Genomic DNA, 14,601 nt, shown 5'->3' with positions numbered 1-14,601 from the left:
GAATCCAGACGCGCAGGTCATCGCAAGAGGCGAAACGACATCGGTTCTGGATCCCCGCCTCCGCGGGGATGACCGTGACTGCGCGCTCAATACCCCCGATACCGCCCCGGCCGATGCCACGCGATCAATATCCCGCTGATCGCCGCCGACGAGATCGCCGACCAGCCGACCCGCTCCGGCGGCAGGAACGCCAGCGCGGTCAGCAGGATCAGCGCGTCGATCGCCATTTGCGTTCGCCCGGCGTTCCACCCGCGCGTCTTCTGTAGCCACAGCGTCACCACCCCGGTCCCGCCGATCCCGGCATGGTGCCGCGCGAGCGCCAGCGCGCCGAACCCGATCACCGATCCGCCCGCCAGCGCCGCGAACGCCGGGTCGATATGCGCGATCGTCAGCCCGATCCGCGTCCACGTCCCCAGCGCCGCTACCCCGGCGCCGACCAGCACGGTGCGTAGCGTGAACCGCCGCCCCATCGCCTTCCACGCCAGCCACATGAAGGGCAGGTTGATGAGCGTGAACAGCACACCGGTCGGCAGCGGCACCGCATAGGAGATCAACAGCGCAATCCCCGCGGTCCCCCCGGTCACCAGTCCCGCGGCATGGAGAAGCGCCAGCCCGAGCACGACGAGGATGCAGCCGAGCGTCAGCGCATAGGCATCCTCGATCGCCGAATGGGGCAGGGGTTCGTCCACGTTCACCCCCGCTCCCTATCCGCGCCGTCCGAACGCTGCAACGCAGCATCGGTGGACGCCGCGCGGCATGGTGCGTACAGCCGCGGGGATGAGCCGCATTATGACTGGAGGCTGCCAGTGCGGCAGCGTGCGCTACAGCGTCGCGGTTACCGACGACGATGCCTATCTCTGCCATTGTCGGATGTGCCAGCGCGCGACCGGCGGGGTCTTCGCTGCGCTCAAGCAGGTTCCGCGCGCCGCCGTGACATGGACGACCCGCGAACCCGATCGCCACGCGTCGTCGGAGATCGCGCAGCGCGGCTTTTGCAGTGAGTGCGGCACGCCACTGACCTACGAAGGCAATGCGTCCGAAAATCTGGACCTCACGGTCGGCAGCTTCGATGACGCGCACCTTCTACACCCGATGGGTCATTTCGGCGTCGAACGCCGCCACGAAGCATGGCGGGACACCGCCGATCTGCCCGAAAAGCGCACCTCGGATCTCCCAAATATCGTCAGCCAATGGATGGAAACGCGTGGTCATGTCCCCGACTGAAACCCGGTATTTCGACAGCTTCGACGGACAGCGGATCGCGTGGCGCGAACTGGGCGAGGGGCGACCGGTGGTGCTGATCCACGGCTTCTTCTCGGACGCACAGACCAACTGGTTGAAATACGGCCACGCTGCCGCGATCGCCGCGGCCGGTTTCCGCGTCATCATGCCCGATCTGCGCGCGCACGGCGCCAGCGCCCGCCCGCACGACGCAAGCGCCTATCCGCCCGACGCTCTGGCGCGGGACGGCCATGCGTTGATCGCGCATCTTGGGCTAGGTGATTATGATCTCGGCGGCTATTCGCTGGGCGCGCGCACCACGGTACGGATGCTCGCCACCGGTGCGACGCCGCGGCGCGTGGTGATCTCGGGCATGGGGCTGGACGGCATCACCCGCGCCGACCGCCGCGCGGGCCACTTCCGCAACATCCTGACCAACCTCGGCAAACACGAACGCGGTAGCCCCGAGTGGCTGGCCGAGGCGTTCCTGAAGACGACCGGCGGCGATCCGGTCGCGCTGCTGGGGATCATCGACACGTTCGTCGGCACGCCCGAGGGTGCGCTCGACGCGATCGTCCAGCCGGTATTGGTGGTCAGCGGAAAGGACGACGACGACAACGGCTCCGCGCCCGCGCTGGCCGACGCGCTGCCGCAGGCGCGCTACGTCGAGATACAAGGCAATCACATGAGCGCGGTGACCAAGCCCGAACTCGGACAGGCAATCGCGACCTTTCTCAAGGGGTAAGCCTCAAACCGTCATGCCGGACCCGTTCCGGCATCCACCGCTCCGCCAACAGGCCGGCAGTTGCTCTTGCGGAGCGGTAGGGCCCGGAACCAGTCGCGGGGTGACGACGGAGCTTGTTGCCCCGGGGTCGATCCCCGGGGTCGACAAACGCGATCACGCCTTCGCGGGGATCGTATTCTCGTCGGCGATCCCGGCCTCGAACGACTTGGACGAATCCTTCCCATCCGGCTGATGCGCCTTCGCTTTCTTCGGCGCATCGGGTGCCGGAAGCCGCGGCGACTTCGGCGTCGAACCGCGCAGGGTCAGCAGCGCGGCCGTCGCGGCCGCGCCGATCGCCGCGACACCGCCCGCGATCGCCGCCGCGCCCCACTTGCCGCCGACCTTGTCGATCGCCGCCTCGCTCCGCGACGCCGACTTGCGGCTTGCCGTGGTGCGGGACTTCGCCGGCGTCGCGCGGGTGCGCTTGGCTGCCGGCTTCTTGGCGGCAGCGGGGGCGGTGTCCGCCTTGGCCGTCTTCGTCTTCGTGGCGCGCGGTGATGCTGCCTTGGGGGCGGCGGCCTTGCGCGGCGCGCGGCGGCGCGGGGTGGCGGGCTTCGATGCCGCCGGCGTCGGCGTATCGCTGGTGTCGTCGGCCATGATCTGCTCCCGTATCGGTGGTTTCGGAAGCGCAACGCACGGACGCCGCGGTGTTTCCGAGTCGATCAGCGGAATGGCGGCTCGTTGAACGCGCGCAGCTTCCGGCTGTGCAGCTTCGCGCCCTCGCGGCGCAGCTCCTCGCAGGTTTCGATGCCGATCCGCATGTGCTCGCTGATCGCGCGTTCGTAGAAGCGATTAGCCTGCCCGGGCAATTTCAATTCGCCGTGCAGCGGCTTGTCCGACACGCACAGCAACGTCCCGTACGGCACGCGGAAGCGATAACCCTGCGCCGCGATCGTCGCCGATTCCATATCGATCGCCACCGCGCGGCTCAGCGAAAAGCGCAGCGCCGAACGCGCATACCGCAGCTCCCAGTTGCGATCGTCAGTGGTGACGATCGTCCCGGTCCGCAGCCGCCGCTTCAGCTCGTCGCCTGATTGACCCGACACCGTCTCGGCGGCGCGCGCCAGCGCTTGCTGCACCTCCGCGATCGCCGGCACCGGGATCTCGGGTGGCAGCATGTCGTCGAGCACATGATCGTCGCGCAGGTACGCGTGTGCGAGGACGTAGTCGCCGATCCGCTGCGACGGCCGCAGCCCGCCGCAATGCCCGATCATCACCCACGCCTCCGGGCGCATCACCGCCAGATGGTCGCAGATCGTCTTGGCGTTCGACGGGCCGACGCCGATGTTGACCAGCGTGATCCCGGTGCGATCGTCGGCCATCAGGTGATAGGCGGGCATCTGCAATCGCCGCCACGCGCTGTCGTCCAGCATCGCCGGATCGTCGCCCGCCTTGAAAAGCACGCCGCCCGGCCCTGACAATGCGGTGAAGCGTCCGCCCTCGCTCACCTGCTGCGCACCCCAGCGGACGAATTCGTCGACATAGCGATGATAGTTGGTGAACAGCACGTAACGCTGGACATGCTCCGGCGGCGTGCCGGTGTAATGCCGCAGCCGTGCGAGGCTGAAGTCGGTGCGCAGCCCGTCGAACAGCGCCAGCGGACGCGTGCCGTCGATCGACGCCCATAGCCCGTCGGCGATCTCGTCGCCGATGAACGCGAGTTCGGTGGTCGGGAAATAGCGCGCCAGCTCGGCCGCCGACGTGGCGTCGAGGCTTAGCGCGTGGTGCGGCTCGATGACATAGGGATAGGGGATTTCCTGCGTCCCGGGCACCGCGTCGACCTGGACGTCGTAATCCTCGATCAACAGCGTCAGCTGCTCGACCAGATAGTCGGCGAACACCGCCGGCTTGGTGACGCTGATGCGATAGTCGCCGGGGCTGACCAGCCGCCCGAACGACCGCATCGGCGTCGGCCGCCCGTCGCTGCCCGCGAAACGCAGGCGGATTTCGGGATAGGCGAACGAGCCATCGTTGCGCGCGCTGCGCTCGGGCACGGAGCCATCGGCGATATAGGCGGTGATCGCCGCCTTCAGTCGGTCGACGGAGGCGGTGTAGAGCCGGTCGAGTTCCCGGACGAGGTCATTCGCTGTCATGTCGGACGGTTACATAGTCCGTATGACCGGGGCAAGTCGCCCCGCTGCCGGACGGCGGCACGTCGCCCCGCCGCCGAACGGCGGGGCGGGCGACACTTACAGCGTTTCGAGCAGGTGATCGGCGGAGCTGACGCGGAACTCGCCCGGGGCCTCGACGTGCAGCGACTCGACGACGCCATCGTTGACGACCATCGCGTAACGCTGGCTGCGGCGGCCCATGCCGAACTTGGTGCCGTCCATGTCGAGCCCCAGCGCGGAGGCGAAATCGGCGTTGCCATCGGCCAGCATCGTGATGCCCTGCGCGCCATTGGCCTTGGCCCATGCTTCCAGCACGAACGGATCGTTCACCGCGGTGCAGGCGATCTCGTCGACGCCCTTCGCCTTGAGCGCGTCGGCCTTTTCGATGAAGCCCGGCAGGTGCTTGGCCGAACAGGTCGGCGTGTACGCGCCCGGCACCGCGAACAACGCCACGCGGCGACCCTCGAAATAGTCGGCGGTGTCGATCGGCTCGCGCCCGTCGGCGACGAGCTTGGTAAGCTGTACGGAAGGAAGGCGTTCGCCGATACCGATGGGCATATAGGTCACTCCGGTTAGGATGCGCGCCAGCGATGGCGAGTGCGCGCCGCGATTTCAAGCTTTGGCAAGCGCGGCCCGAGCGCCTAAGTCAGCGCGATGGAGCAAGCGACCTATCTCACCGGCCAGTTCCTGCTCGCGATGCCGGGCATCGGCGATGCGCGGTTCGATCATTCGGTGATCGCGATCTGCAGTCACGACGATCAGGGGGCGCTGGGGATCGGCGTCGGCGCGACCGTCAACGGGCTCGGGCTGCACGAGGTGCTGGAGCAACTGGAGATCGCGCCCGGTGTGGCGCCCGATGCGCCGGTGCATTTCGGCGGCCCGGTCGAACCGCGACGCGGCTTCGTGCTCCATTCGGACGATTGGGGCGGTCAGGACACGCTCGATGTCGCGGGCCGCTGGCGCCTTTCGGGAACGCTCGACGTCCTGCGCGCGATCGCCGCCGGGACCGGTCCGTCGCAATGGCTGGTGGCGCTCGGCTATGCCGGCTGGGGGCCGGGCCAGCTCGAGGTGGAACTGACCCGGCACGGCTGGCTCAATGTCGAGGATGCGACCGACATGCTGTTCGCCACGCCGGTCGAGGAACGTTGGACGCGCGGCTTCGTCGCCGCCGGAGTCGATCCGCGTCTCCTGTCGAGCCAGAGCGGCCATAGCTGAGCCGTTTTCGCTGCGAGCGCGATCCCGCCCGTCGCTGCTCGGTGATATTTTCGGGCGAGATCGTGTCCCGGTGCGGCGCAGAACGCCACCATCGTTCACCGATCACATATAAAGATACCTTTATATTTGATCGGCGCGGCCATCGCGGCTAAGGCGCGCGGATGCCGATCGGTGTGGGTGCATGCCTTGGTCGGCCTCATCTGAGTGGAGACAACGCCGTGGCAACCGCCCCCGTGCTCGAAAAGAACGACTACGTCATCAAGGACATCGGCCTCGCCGACTTCGGCCGCGCCGAGATCAACATCGCCGAGACGGAAATGCCCGGCCTGATGGCGCTGCGCGAAGAGTATGGCGCGTCACAGCCGCTGAAGGGCGCGCGGATCACCGGCTCGCTGCACATGACGATCCAGACCGCCGTCCTGATCGAAACCCTGACCGCACTCGGCGCCGACGTCCGCTGGGCGACCTGTAACATCTTCTCAACGCAGGATCATGCCGCCGCCGCGATCGCCGCTGCGGGCATCCCGGTGTTCGCCGTCAAGGGCGAGACGCTCGCCGATTACTGGGATTATGTCGGTTCGATCTTCGACTGGGACGTGAACGGCGACGGCCAGACCGCCAACATCATCCTCGACGACGGCGGCGACGCGACCATGTTCGCGCTATGGGGTGCCAAGCTCGAGGCCGGCGCGAGCTTCGGCGAGCCCGAGAATGACGAGGAAGTCGAATTCCAGCGTTCGGTCAAGGCGTTCATCGCCAAGAAGCCCGGCTACCTGACCGAAACCGTCAAGAACCTGAAGGGCGTTTCGGAAGAGACGACCACCGGCGTCCACCGCCTGTACGAGATCGCGAAGAAGGGCGAGCTGCCGTTCCCGGCGATCAACGTCAACGACTCGGTCACCAAGTCGAAGTTCGACAACCTTTACGGCTGCAAGGAATCGCTGGTCGACGCGATCCGTCGCGCCACCGACGTCATGCTGGCCGGTAAGGTCGCCTGCGTCGCGGGCTTCGGTGATGTCGGCAAGGGTTCGGCGCAGTCGCTGCGCAACGGCGGCGCACGCGTGATGGTGACGGAAGTCGACCCGATCTGCGCGCTGCAGGCGGCGATGGAAGGTTTCGAGGTCGTGACGATGGACGAGGCGGTCAAGCGCGCGGACATCTTCTGTACCGCGACCGGCAACGCCGACGTCATCACCGCCGATCACATGAAGGCGATGAAGCCGATGTCGATCGTCTGCAACATCGGCCACTTCGACAGCGAGATCCAGATCGCGGCGCTCAGCAACTATGAGTGGACCGAAGTGAAGCCGGGCACCGACCTGGTTAAGTTCCCGGACGGCAAGCAGATCATCGTCCTCGCCAAGGGGCGTCTGGTGAACCTCGGCTGCGCGACCGGTCACCCGTCGTTCGTGATGTCGGCGTCCTTCACCAACCAGACGCTGGCGCAGATCGAGCTGTGGACCAAGTCCGAGAACTACAAGAACGAGGTCTATGTCCTGCCCAAGCACCTCGACGAGAAGGTCGCCGCGCTGCACCTCGAAAAGCTGGGCGTCCAGCTGTCGAAGCTGACCCCGAAGCAGGCGGGTTATATCGGCGTTCCGGTCGAAGGGCCGTTCAAGCCGGATCACTATCGCTACTGATCGCGCGATCAGCGATGGCGAACGAGGGGCGGGGCCGTTGGCCTCGCCCTTTTTCGTGTGCGCACGCCGCGCCGCTTGCCGGTAATCGATGCCGACCCTAGACAAGCCGTATGTCGCGGATCTCGCACGCTCTATGACGTCCTTCCCGCCGGGTATCGCCGTCGCGATCGGTGCGGTCGTGCTGTTGCTCGTATTCGCGGGGGTCGTGCTGATCGCGCTGGGGTTGCGCGCGCGCGCCGGCGCGGTCGAGGCGGTGCGCGAGCGTGAGACGATCGAAACGTTGCTCGCGGGCGCGCCGACGCAGCCGATGGTGGTGCTGCCCGATGGACGCGTCGAGATGGCGCGGCGGGTCGCGGACTGGCTGGGTTTCACTGATATCCCTGCCTATTTTCAGGAAGTCGAGGCAGCGGGTTGGGGCCTTCACCCGCATGAGGCCGAGGCGATGTCGAGCGGGCTGGCCGCCTGCCAGCGATCGGCGCGCAATTTCACGCACACGATCCACGCACGCGACGGCGGCCGGACGCTGACGGTTCAGGGCGACCGCCGCGGCGAAGCGGTCATTCTGTGGTTCTACGATTCGACCGCCAGCGAAGGCGAGATGCGGCGGCTCGGCGACGACTTCGAGGATTTGTCCGATGCGTTCGATGCGCTGACCGGGCTGGTCGAAGCGGCACCGTTGCCGATGTGGTATCGCGACGGCGACCTTCAGCTCGCGATGGTCAATTCGGCCTATGTCACCGCCGTCGAGGGCAGCGATGCCGCCGATGTCGTCGGGCGCGGGCTGGAACTGGTCGACGGAGCGGGGCAGGGCAGCCCGACCGCCGGCGCGGCGCAGGCGCGCGACGAGCGCCGGCCGCAGCAGCGCGTTCTTCCTGCCACGATCGGCGGTGCGCGGCGGGCGCTGCGCATCCACGATGTGCCGCTGCCCGTCGGCGGTGTAGCGGGCTATGCGATCGATATCGAGGAGCTGGAGCAGAGCCACGCACGCGAGCGCCGTTTCGCCGAGGCTCAGCGCGCGATGCTCGACCGTCTGTCGGCCGGGGTGGCGCAGTTCAGCGGCGACCGCAGCCTGGTGTTCTGCAATCAGCCGTTTCGGCGGATGTTCGCGATGCGGCTGGAATGGCTGGCGGATCGTCCGGAATTCGACCGCGTGCTGGAGCGGATGCGCGAGGCCAATCGCGTTCCCGAAGTCCGCGATTTCCCCGGCTGGAAGGCGGAGCGGCGCGGCTGGTTCGTCAATGCCGATACCGCGGTCGAGGAAAACTGGCATCTGCCCGGCGGCACGCATCTGCGCGTTGTGGCGCAGCCGATCCCCGACGGCGGGTTGATGGTGTTTTTCGAGGATCGTACCGAGCAGGTGCAACTCGCCAGTGCGCGTGACACGCTGCTGCGCGTCCGTACCGCGACCTTCGACAACCTCTTCGAAGCGCTGGGTGTTTTCTCCGCGGACGGACGTCTGCAACTCTGGAACAATCGCTTCCGCGCCTTGTGGGATCTGGATGACGAGTTCCTCACCGGCCACCCGCGCGTCGACGTGATCGCGGAGAAGGTCGCTCCCAAGCTGTCGAACCCGCGTCGCGCACGGTCCATCGCCGAACTGGTGCGGACGGCGACGATCGAACGGCAGCAACGTGCCGGGCATATCGCGCTGGCGGATGGGCGACAGTTCGAATTCGCGGCGGTGCCGCTGCCCGATGGCAATGCCCTCTTCACGATGCTCGACATCAGCGACAGTCGCGCGATGGAACAGGCGTTGCGCGAGCGCAATGACGCGCTGGAGGCCGCCGACCAGGTGAAAACGGCGTTCGTCGCGAACATGAGCTACGAACTGCGTACCCCGCTGACGTCGATCAGCGGGTTCGCGGAGATGCTGCATGGCGGTTATGCCGGCGATCTGTCGGCGGACGCCATTGCGTATCTGGATGCGATCCTCGATTCGGTCGACCGCCTCGGCCTGCTGATCGACGATGTGCTCGATCTGACCTCGACCGACAGTGGGGCGCGCCCGCTGGAACGCGCCGATATCGACGTAGCGGCGGTGGCACGCGCCGCGGTTGAGGCGTTGCGCGCCACCGCGCGGCGGCACCATATCGATCTGGCGGTCGAGGTGCAGCGCTCGGCCGGGCGGCTGACCGGCGATGCGCGCCGCATCCGCGAGGTCGTCGAGCATCTGCTGCGGCGTGCGATCGGTGCCGCCCCCGAGCATGGCAAGGTGGCGCTGTCGGTGGACGGCAACGCGCGCGGGGCGCGGATCGTTGTGACCGACAGCGGACCTGGTATGACGGCCGAACAGGTGTCCCGCGCTTTCGACCGCTTCGCAGGCGAGGGTACGCCGACCACGGGCGAACGGGCGCTCGGGCTAGGTCTGCCGCTCGCCAAGCAATTCGTCGAGGCGCATGGCGGTACGATCGCGCTGCAAAGCACCCCGGAAACCGGCACGATCGTCACCGTGGAGCTGCCGCGGCGATGAGGCGCGGCGACGAGCGTCTGGCGGACGCGATCGCAACCGCCGCGGCCGGAGCGCGATTGGCCGAGGTGCTGCGGGCCGGCGATGTGGTGACGCTGACGGGCGGGCTGGGCGCGGGCAAGACGACGCTGGCGCGCGGATTGCTCGCCGCGCTCGGGCTGGCCGGGGAAGCGCCGAGTCCGACCTTCGCGATCGTCCAGCCGTACGACCCGCCGGAGCTGCGGCTGTCGGTGCTTCACATCGATCTGTACCGGCTCGACGATCCTTCCGAGGTCGATGAGCTTGGACTTGACGAGGCGCGGCTCGACGCGGCGCTGCTGATCGAATGGCCCGAGCGCGCGGGGGCGGGGCGCTGGCCCGATGCGCTGTCGCTCGACATCGGACTGGCCCCCGATGGCGCGCGTCGCTTGACTTGGGCCGCGCCCGACGCTTGGGACGGGCGATGGCCACGATGATTCCGCCGGCGGCTGCGCCCGCCTTTCTCGACGCGCATGGATGGGGCGGGGGTCGCATCGAGCCGCTGGCCGGCGACGCGTCGTTCCGGCGGTATTTTCGTGTCCATGCCGGCACCTGCCGCGCGATCCTGATGGACGCACCGCCGCCACAGGAGGATCCGCGCCCGTTCCTCGCCGTCGCCGAATGGCTTTCCGAGCACGGCTTCGCCGCACCCGCGATCCATGCGATCGATCTGGAGCGCGGGTTGGTGCTGCTCGAGGATTTCGGCGACGTGCGGCTGCGCGAGACCGCCGACGCCGACCCGGACGCAGCGGTGACGCTATATGGGGCCGCGATCGACCTGCTTGTCGCGTTGCGCGCCCACCCGGCGGGGCCGTGGCGCGACTATGACCGCGCGGAGTTGCAGCGCGAGGCGGGGCTGCTCGTCGAATGGTATTGTTCCGCGATCGGCGCGGATGTCGATGCGGATAGCTACCGGGCGGCATGGGATGATGTCCTGCAGCATGTCGACGGTGAAACGCCGGTGACGGTGCTGCGCGACTATCATGCCGAAAACCTGATGCTGGTCGGGCCCGAGCGAACGCTCGGTCTGCTCGACTTTCAGGACGCACTGGCAGGACACCCTGCCTACGATCTCGTATCGCTGCTTCAGGATGCGCGCCGTGACGTCGATCCCACGATCGAGGAAGCGATGCTGGCGCGTTACCGCGCCGCCACGGGCGAGGGCGAAGATTTCCTGCGTGCCTATCATGTGCTCGGCGCGCAGCGGAATGCCAAGATCCTCGGCATCTTCGCCCGATTGTGGAAGCGTGACGGCAAGCCGCGCTACGCCGCGCTCTGCCCGCGGGTCTGGGCGTATCTGGAACGCGACCTGACCCACCCGGCACTGGCGCCAGTCGCACGCTGGTTCGACGACAATCTACCGCCCGAATGGCGCGGTGACCCGCTGCTGCTCGCCGACGCGCGAGGACTGAAGTGACCCGGCCGAAATATATCCGACCCGATCCGGGCTCGCGCGTGCCCCGCACGGCGATGGTGATGGCGGCGGGAGTCGGGAAGCGGATGCGTCCGTTGACGGCAACGCGGCCCAAACCGCTGGTTGAGGTGCGCGGGCGCGCGTTGATCGATCACGTCTTCGATCGCCTGCGATCCGCCGGGGTCGAGCGTGCGGTGGTCAATGTCCATTACCTCGCCGATGCGCTGGAGGCCCATCTGCGTCACCGGGTCCATGATATCGAGGTGATCGTCTCCGACGAGCGCGCGCAGTTACTGGAAACCGGCGGCGGGATCGTGCGTGCGTTGCCCTTGCTGGGCGAGGAGCCGTTCATCGTCGTCAATGGCGACAACCTCTGGCTCGACGGCCCGACCGACGCGATCCGCCAGCTCGCCGATCGATGGGACGATGCCTCGATGGACGCGCTGCTGCTGATGGTGCCCTATGCCCGCGCGCACAACCATAACGGCCAGGGCGATTTCCACCTTGCCGCCGATGGACGGATCAGCGGGCGGCGCAAGCCCGGTCGTGTCGCGCCGTTCGTGTTCACCGGCGTGCAGATCGTTTCGCCGCGGCTGATCCGCGACTGGCCGCAAGGGCCGTTCTCGACGAACGTCTTCTGGGATCGCGCGATTGCGGCGGGACGCGCCTTTGGCCTTGTCCACCAGGGATTGTGGTCGGAAGTGAACGTGCCGCGTGCGATCGCCCGAACCGAGGCGCTGCTCGCGGATGGTTGACCCCACCCCGCCGGTGGAGCGGGGGCTGCGGCTCTATACCATCCCTGCGCATCGTGCCTTTGCCGATGCGCTGGTCGCGGGGCTGTTGCGGCGGTTCGGCGGGGACCGGCTGGCGCTGGCGCGGGGGACGGTGTTGGTCCCCAACAATCGCGGCGGGCTCGCGGTGCGCGAGGCGTTCGTGCGGGCGAGCGGCGGTGCGCTGCTTTTGCCGCGGATCGTCGCGCTGGGCGGCGAGGAACTGGACGACGGGGTCGGCGCGGCGCTTGATCCGGCCGATGCGACGCCACCACTGCCGGCGGCGATCGACCCGCTGCGCCGGCGGATGATCCTTGCGCGCCTGGTCGAGGAGCAGCGCGCCGCGGCGGGCCGACCCGTCGACGCGGCGGAGGCCGTCCGGTTGGCCGGCGACCTTGCCGCGACGCTCGACCAGCTGATCGTCGAAGAGGTGTCGCCGGCGCGGCTGGCGGCGATCGATCCGGGGGAGGGGCTGTCCGATCATTGGGAAGCCTCGCTGCGCCTGTTTCGCATCCTGCTCGACCGCTGGCCGGCCGAGCGCGACCGGCTGGGGGTCATGGATGCTGCGGAGCGTCGCATCCGGTTGCTCGATCAGCAGACCGCCCGGTGGCGCGCCGCACCGCCCGACCAGTTCATCTGTGCCGCCGGGATCACCGATCCTGCACCCGCGGTCGCGCGCTTGCTGCGCACGGTCGCGGAACTGCCGCACGGCATGGTGGTCTTCGCCGATCTCGACCGCACGCTTCCCGATGAGGAATGGGCCGCGCTCGGTCCCCATGATCCGGATCCTGTGACGGGGCTGCGCGCGCGTTCGATCGAGGTGCATCCGCAATTCCATCTCAAGCTGCTGCTCGAACGGATCGGTGCGGCACGCGAGGAAGTGTCGCGCTGGATCGCGGGGAGCGAGCATGATGCGACCGCCGCCCGGGCGCGCGCGATCGCCAATGCCCTCGCACCTGCGCGCTTCACCGCCAAGTGGACGAGGCTTGAGGCCGCGGACCGCCGGCTGACCGGGGTCACGGCGGTCGAGCTCGCGACCCCGGCCGAGGAAGCGCAGGCGATCGCGCTCAAGCTGCGCGAGGCGGTCGAGACGCCGGGGCTGACCGCAGCGCTGGTCACCCCCGACCGGATGCTCGCGCGGCGCGTCGCGGCGCATTGCCGGCGCTGGAATATCGAGGTCGACGACAGTGCGGGCCGCGCGCTCGCGATCCTGCCACCGGGAACGCTGCTGACCGCGATCATCGAGGCGGTGGCGCAGGATTTCGCGCCGATGGCGCTTCTGACGTTGCTCAAGCATCCGCTGGTGCGGCTCGGCGAGGGGCGTGCCGAGTGGCTCGATGGCGTGCGACGGCTCGACCGGGCGTTGCGCGGACCGCGACCGGCACCGGGGCTCGACGGGATCGACCGTCACCTCGCGGCGGTGCCGGCCCATGCGCGCGCTGCCGAGTGGTGGCGGACGGCGCGTCCGTTGCTGGAGCCGCTGGCACGTGGGTTCGGCGCGGCGTTCGCGACGCTGCCGGCATTGGTCGCGTGCCTGCGCGAGGCGGCCGATGTGCTGGCGGGCGAGGAAGCGTGGCGCGGCCCGGCCGGGCGCGCAGCTGCGGATCTGTTGACCGGACTGGAGGCGCACGCGCCGCTCGGGCCGGAGCGGATCGCGCCCGCCGGGTTCGCCCCGCTGCTGCGGCTGCTGATGGACGAGATCGCGATCCGCCTCCTTCCGCGCGAGCGACATGCGCGTCTGGCGATCTACGGGCTGATGGAAGCGCGGCTGCAACGCGCCGATCTGATGATCCTGTCCGGGCTGAACGAAGGAACGTGGCCGGGGCTTCCCGCGCCTGATCCGTGGCTTGCGCCGCGCGTCCGGGTCGAGCTGGGCCTGCCCGGGCTCGACCGCGGGATCGGCGTGGCGGCGCATGATTTCGGGCAGGCACTCGGCGCGAAGCAGGTGGTGCTGACACGTGCGCGGCGGGATGCGCGGTCGCCGGCGCTTGCTTCGCGCTTCTGGTTGCGGCTGGAGGCGATGACCGGGGAGCGGTTTCCGCGCGACGGGACGCTGGCCGCGTGGGCGCGCGCGCTCGACGGCGCGCGGGTGCCGGAACCCGCGGATCGACCGGCGCCGATGCCGCCCGCACGGCTGCGCCCGCGGCAGATTTCGGTGACCGAGGTCGACCGGTTGAAGGCCGACCCCTTCGCCTTTTACGCGCGCCGCATCCTCAAACTTTCCGCGCTGGATCCGGTAGATGCCGATCCTAGCGCGGCGTGGCGCGGCATCGCGGTCCATGCGGTGCTGGAGGCGTGGGCGCGTGAGGATGGGTGCGATGCCGACAAGCTGCTGCCGCGGGCGATGACGCTGCTCGCCGATCCCGCGACGCACCCGTTGCTCCGCGCCTTGTGGCAGCCGCGGCTGGTCGCGGCGTTCGAATGGGTCGCCGCCAGGACGCTCGCCGATCGCGCCGGGGGACGATCGGTGCTCGCCGTTGAGGGGCGCGGTACCATCGACCTCTCCGGAATAGCCCTCACGGGACGCTTCGATCGCATCGATCGGATGCCTGACGGCGGGCTCGGTATCATCGATTACAAGACCGGGAAGGCTCCGTCGGTCGCGGCGGTGCGCGGCGGGTTCAACCTGCAACTCGGGCTGCTGGGCGCGATCGCGGAGGCCGGGGGATTCGACGGCGTGGCCGGCCAGGCGAGCGCGTTCGAATATTGGTCGCTCGCGAAAAAGGGCGACACGTTCGGTTCGGTATCGAGCCCGGCCGATCCGGCGGGCAAGGGCGGGCGGATCATGACCGACGATTTCGTCCGCGCCGCGCGCGACAGCTTCGCCGAAGCCGCGGCGCGCTGGCTGACCGGTGAGGAACCGTTCACCGCGAAGCTGCACCCGGAGTTCGCGCCGTTTGCGGAGTACGATCAATTGATGCGGCGTGACGAATGGTATGGCCGCGATGTCTGACGCGCGAG

13 protein-coding genes are annotated in these 14,601 nt (G+C 68.6%); 9 read left to right on the top strand and 4 right to left on the bottom strand.

Annotated elements, in window-relative coordinates; all coding sequences use genetic code 11:
- Window positions 1-86: 86 nt before the first annotated feature.
- Entirely contained in the window at window positions 87-689 is a 603-nt protein-coding gene (locus tag PGN12_12770) for a YitT family protein (GenBank protein ID MEH3104763.1), read from the bottom strand.
- An 88-nt stretch (window positions 690-777) separates the two neighbouring features.
- On the opposite strand from PGN12_12770, the gene PGN12_12765 reads away from it, so the two are divergent.
- The gene (locus tag PGN12_12765) at window positions 778-1,224 is read left to right on the top strand and encodes a GFA family protein (GenBank protein MEH3104762.1); all 447 of its coding nucleotides are present in this window, start codon (window positions 778-780) and stop codon (window positions 1,222-1,224) included.
- Window positions 1,205-1,966, top strand: a complete 762-nt coding sequence (locus tag PGN12_12760) for an alpha/beta fold hydrolase (protein ID MEH3104761.1) — start codon at window positions 1,205-1,207, stop codon at window positions 1,964-1,966. Before PGN12_12765 ends, PGN12_12760 begins: the two co-directional genes overlap by 20 nt.
- 153 nt (window positions 1,967-2,119) lie before the next feature.
- Here the strand turns inward: PGN12_12760 and PGN12_12755 are convergent, their stop codons facing one another.
- The 3 genes from PGN12_12755 to PGN12_12745 form a co-directional block, all read right to left on the bottom strand.
- Window positions 2,120-2,602 carry a hypothetical protein gene (locus PGN12_12755; GenBank protein ID MEH3104760.1) on the bottom strand — a complete coding sequence of 161 codons (483 nt, stop codon included), beginning with the start codon at window positions 2,600-2,602 and terminating at the stop codon, window positions 2,120-2,122.
- A 65-nt stretch (window positions 2,603-2,667) separates the two neighbouring features.
- The gene (locus PGN12_12750; protein ID MEH3104759.1) at window positions 2,668-4,098 is read right to left on the bottom strand and encodes an AMP nucleosidase; all 1,431 of its coding nucleotides are present in this window, start codon (window positions 4,096-4,098) and stop codon (window positions 2,668-2,670) included.
- A 96-nt stretch (window positions 4,099-4,194) separates the two neighbouring features.
- Entirely contained in the window at window positions 4,195-4,674 is a 480-nt protein-coding gene (locus tag PGN12_12745; protein MEH3104758.1) for a peroxiredoxin, read from the bottom strand.
- A 96-nt stretch (window positions 4,675-4,770) separates the two neighbouring features.
- On the opposite strand from PGN12_12745, the gene PGN12_12740 reads away from it, so the two are divergent.
- The 7 genes from PGN12_12740 (at window position 4,771) to addB (ending at window position 14,593) form a co-directional block, all read left to right on the top strand.
- Window positions 4,771-5,331, top strand: a complete 561-nt coding sequence (locus PGN12_12740; GenBank protein MEH3104757.1) for a YqgE/AlgH family protein — start codon at window positions 4,771-4,773, stop codon at window positions 5,329-5,331.
- A 233-nt stretch (window positions 5,332-5,564) separates the two neighbouring features.
- The gene (gene ahcY, locus PGN12_12735; GenBank protein MEH3104756.1) at window positions 5,565-6,971 is read left to right on the top strand and encodes an adenosylhomocysteinase; all 1,407 of its coding nucleotides are present in this window, start codon (window positions 5,565-5,567) and stop codon (window positions 6,969-6,971) included.
- 133 nt (window positions 6,972-7,104) lie between these two features.
- Complete coding sequence (locus PGN12_12730; protein MEH3104755.1) at window positions 7,105-9,441, top strand: PAS-domain containing protein; 2,337 nt, start codon at window positions 7,105-7,107, stop codon at window positions 9,439-9,441.
- On the top strand, window positions 9,438-9,893 hold the full coding sequence (gene tsaE, locus PGN12_12725; GenBank protein ID MEH3104754.1) for a tRNA (adenosine(37)-N6)-threonylcarbamoyltransferase complex ATPase subunit type 1 TsaE: 456 nt from the start codon (window positions 9,438-9,440) through the stop codon (window positions 9,891-9,893). Before PGN12_12730 ends, tsaE begins: the two co-directional genes overlap by 4 nt.
- Entirely contained in the window at window positions 9,890-10,873 is a 984-nt protein-coding gene (locus tag PGN12_12720) for a phosphotransferase (GenBank protein ID MEH3104753.1), read from the top strand. Before tsaE ends, PGN12_12720 begins: the two co-directional genes overlap by 4 nt.
- Window positions 10,874-10,926: 53 nt before the next feature.
- Window positions 10,927-11,625 (top strand): nucleotidyltransferase family protein, encoded by a 699-nt coding sequence (locus PGN12_12715; protein MEH3104752.1) that lies wholly within the window; start codon window positions 10,927-10,929, stop codon window positions 11,623-11,625.
- Window positions 11,618-14,593, top strand: a complete 2,976-nt coding sequence (gene addB / locus PGN12_12710; GenBank protein ID MEH3104751.1) for a double-strand break repair protein AddB — start codon at window positions 11,618-11,620, stop codon at window positions 14,591-14,593. The genes PGN12_12715 and addB overlap by 8 nt, the downstream gene beginning before the upstream one ends.
- Window positions 14,594-14,601: the final 8 nt, after the last annotated feature.

Source organism: Sphingomonas phyllosphaerae, assembly GCA_036946405.1.
Classification (GTDB): domain Bacteria; phylum Pseudomonadota; class Alphaproteobacteria; order Sphingomonadales; family Sphingomonadaceae; genus Sphingomonas; species Sphingomonas phyllosphaerae_D.
This window is presented reverse-complemented; position numbering and strand designations above follow the sequence as displayed.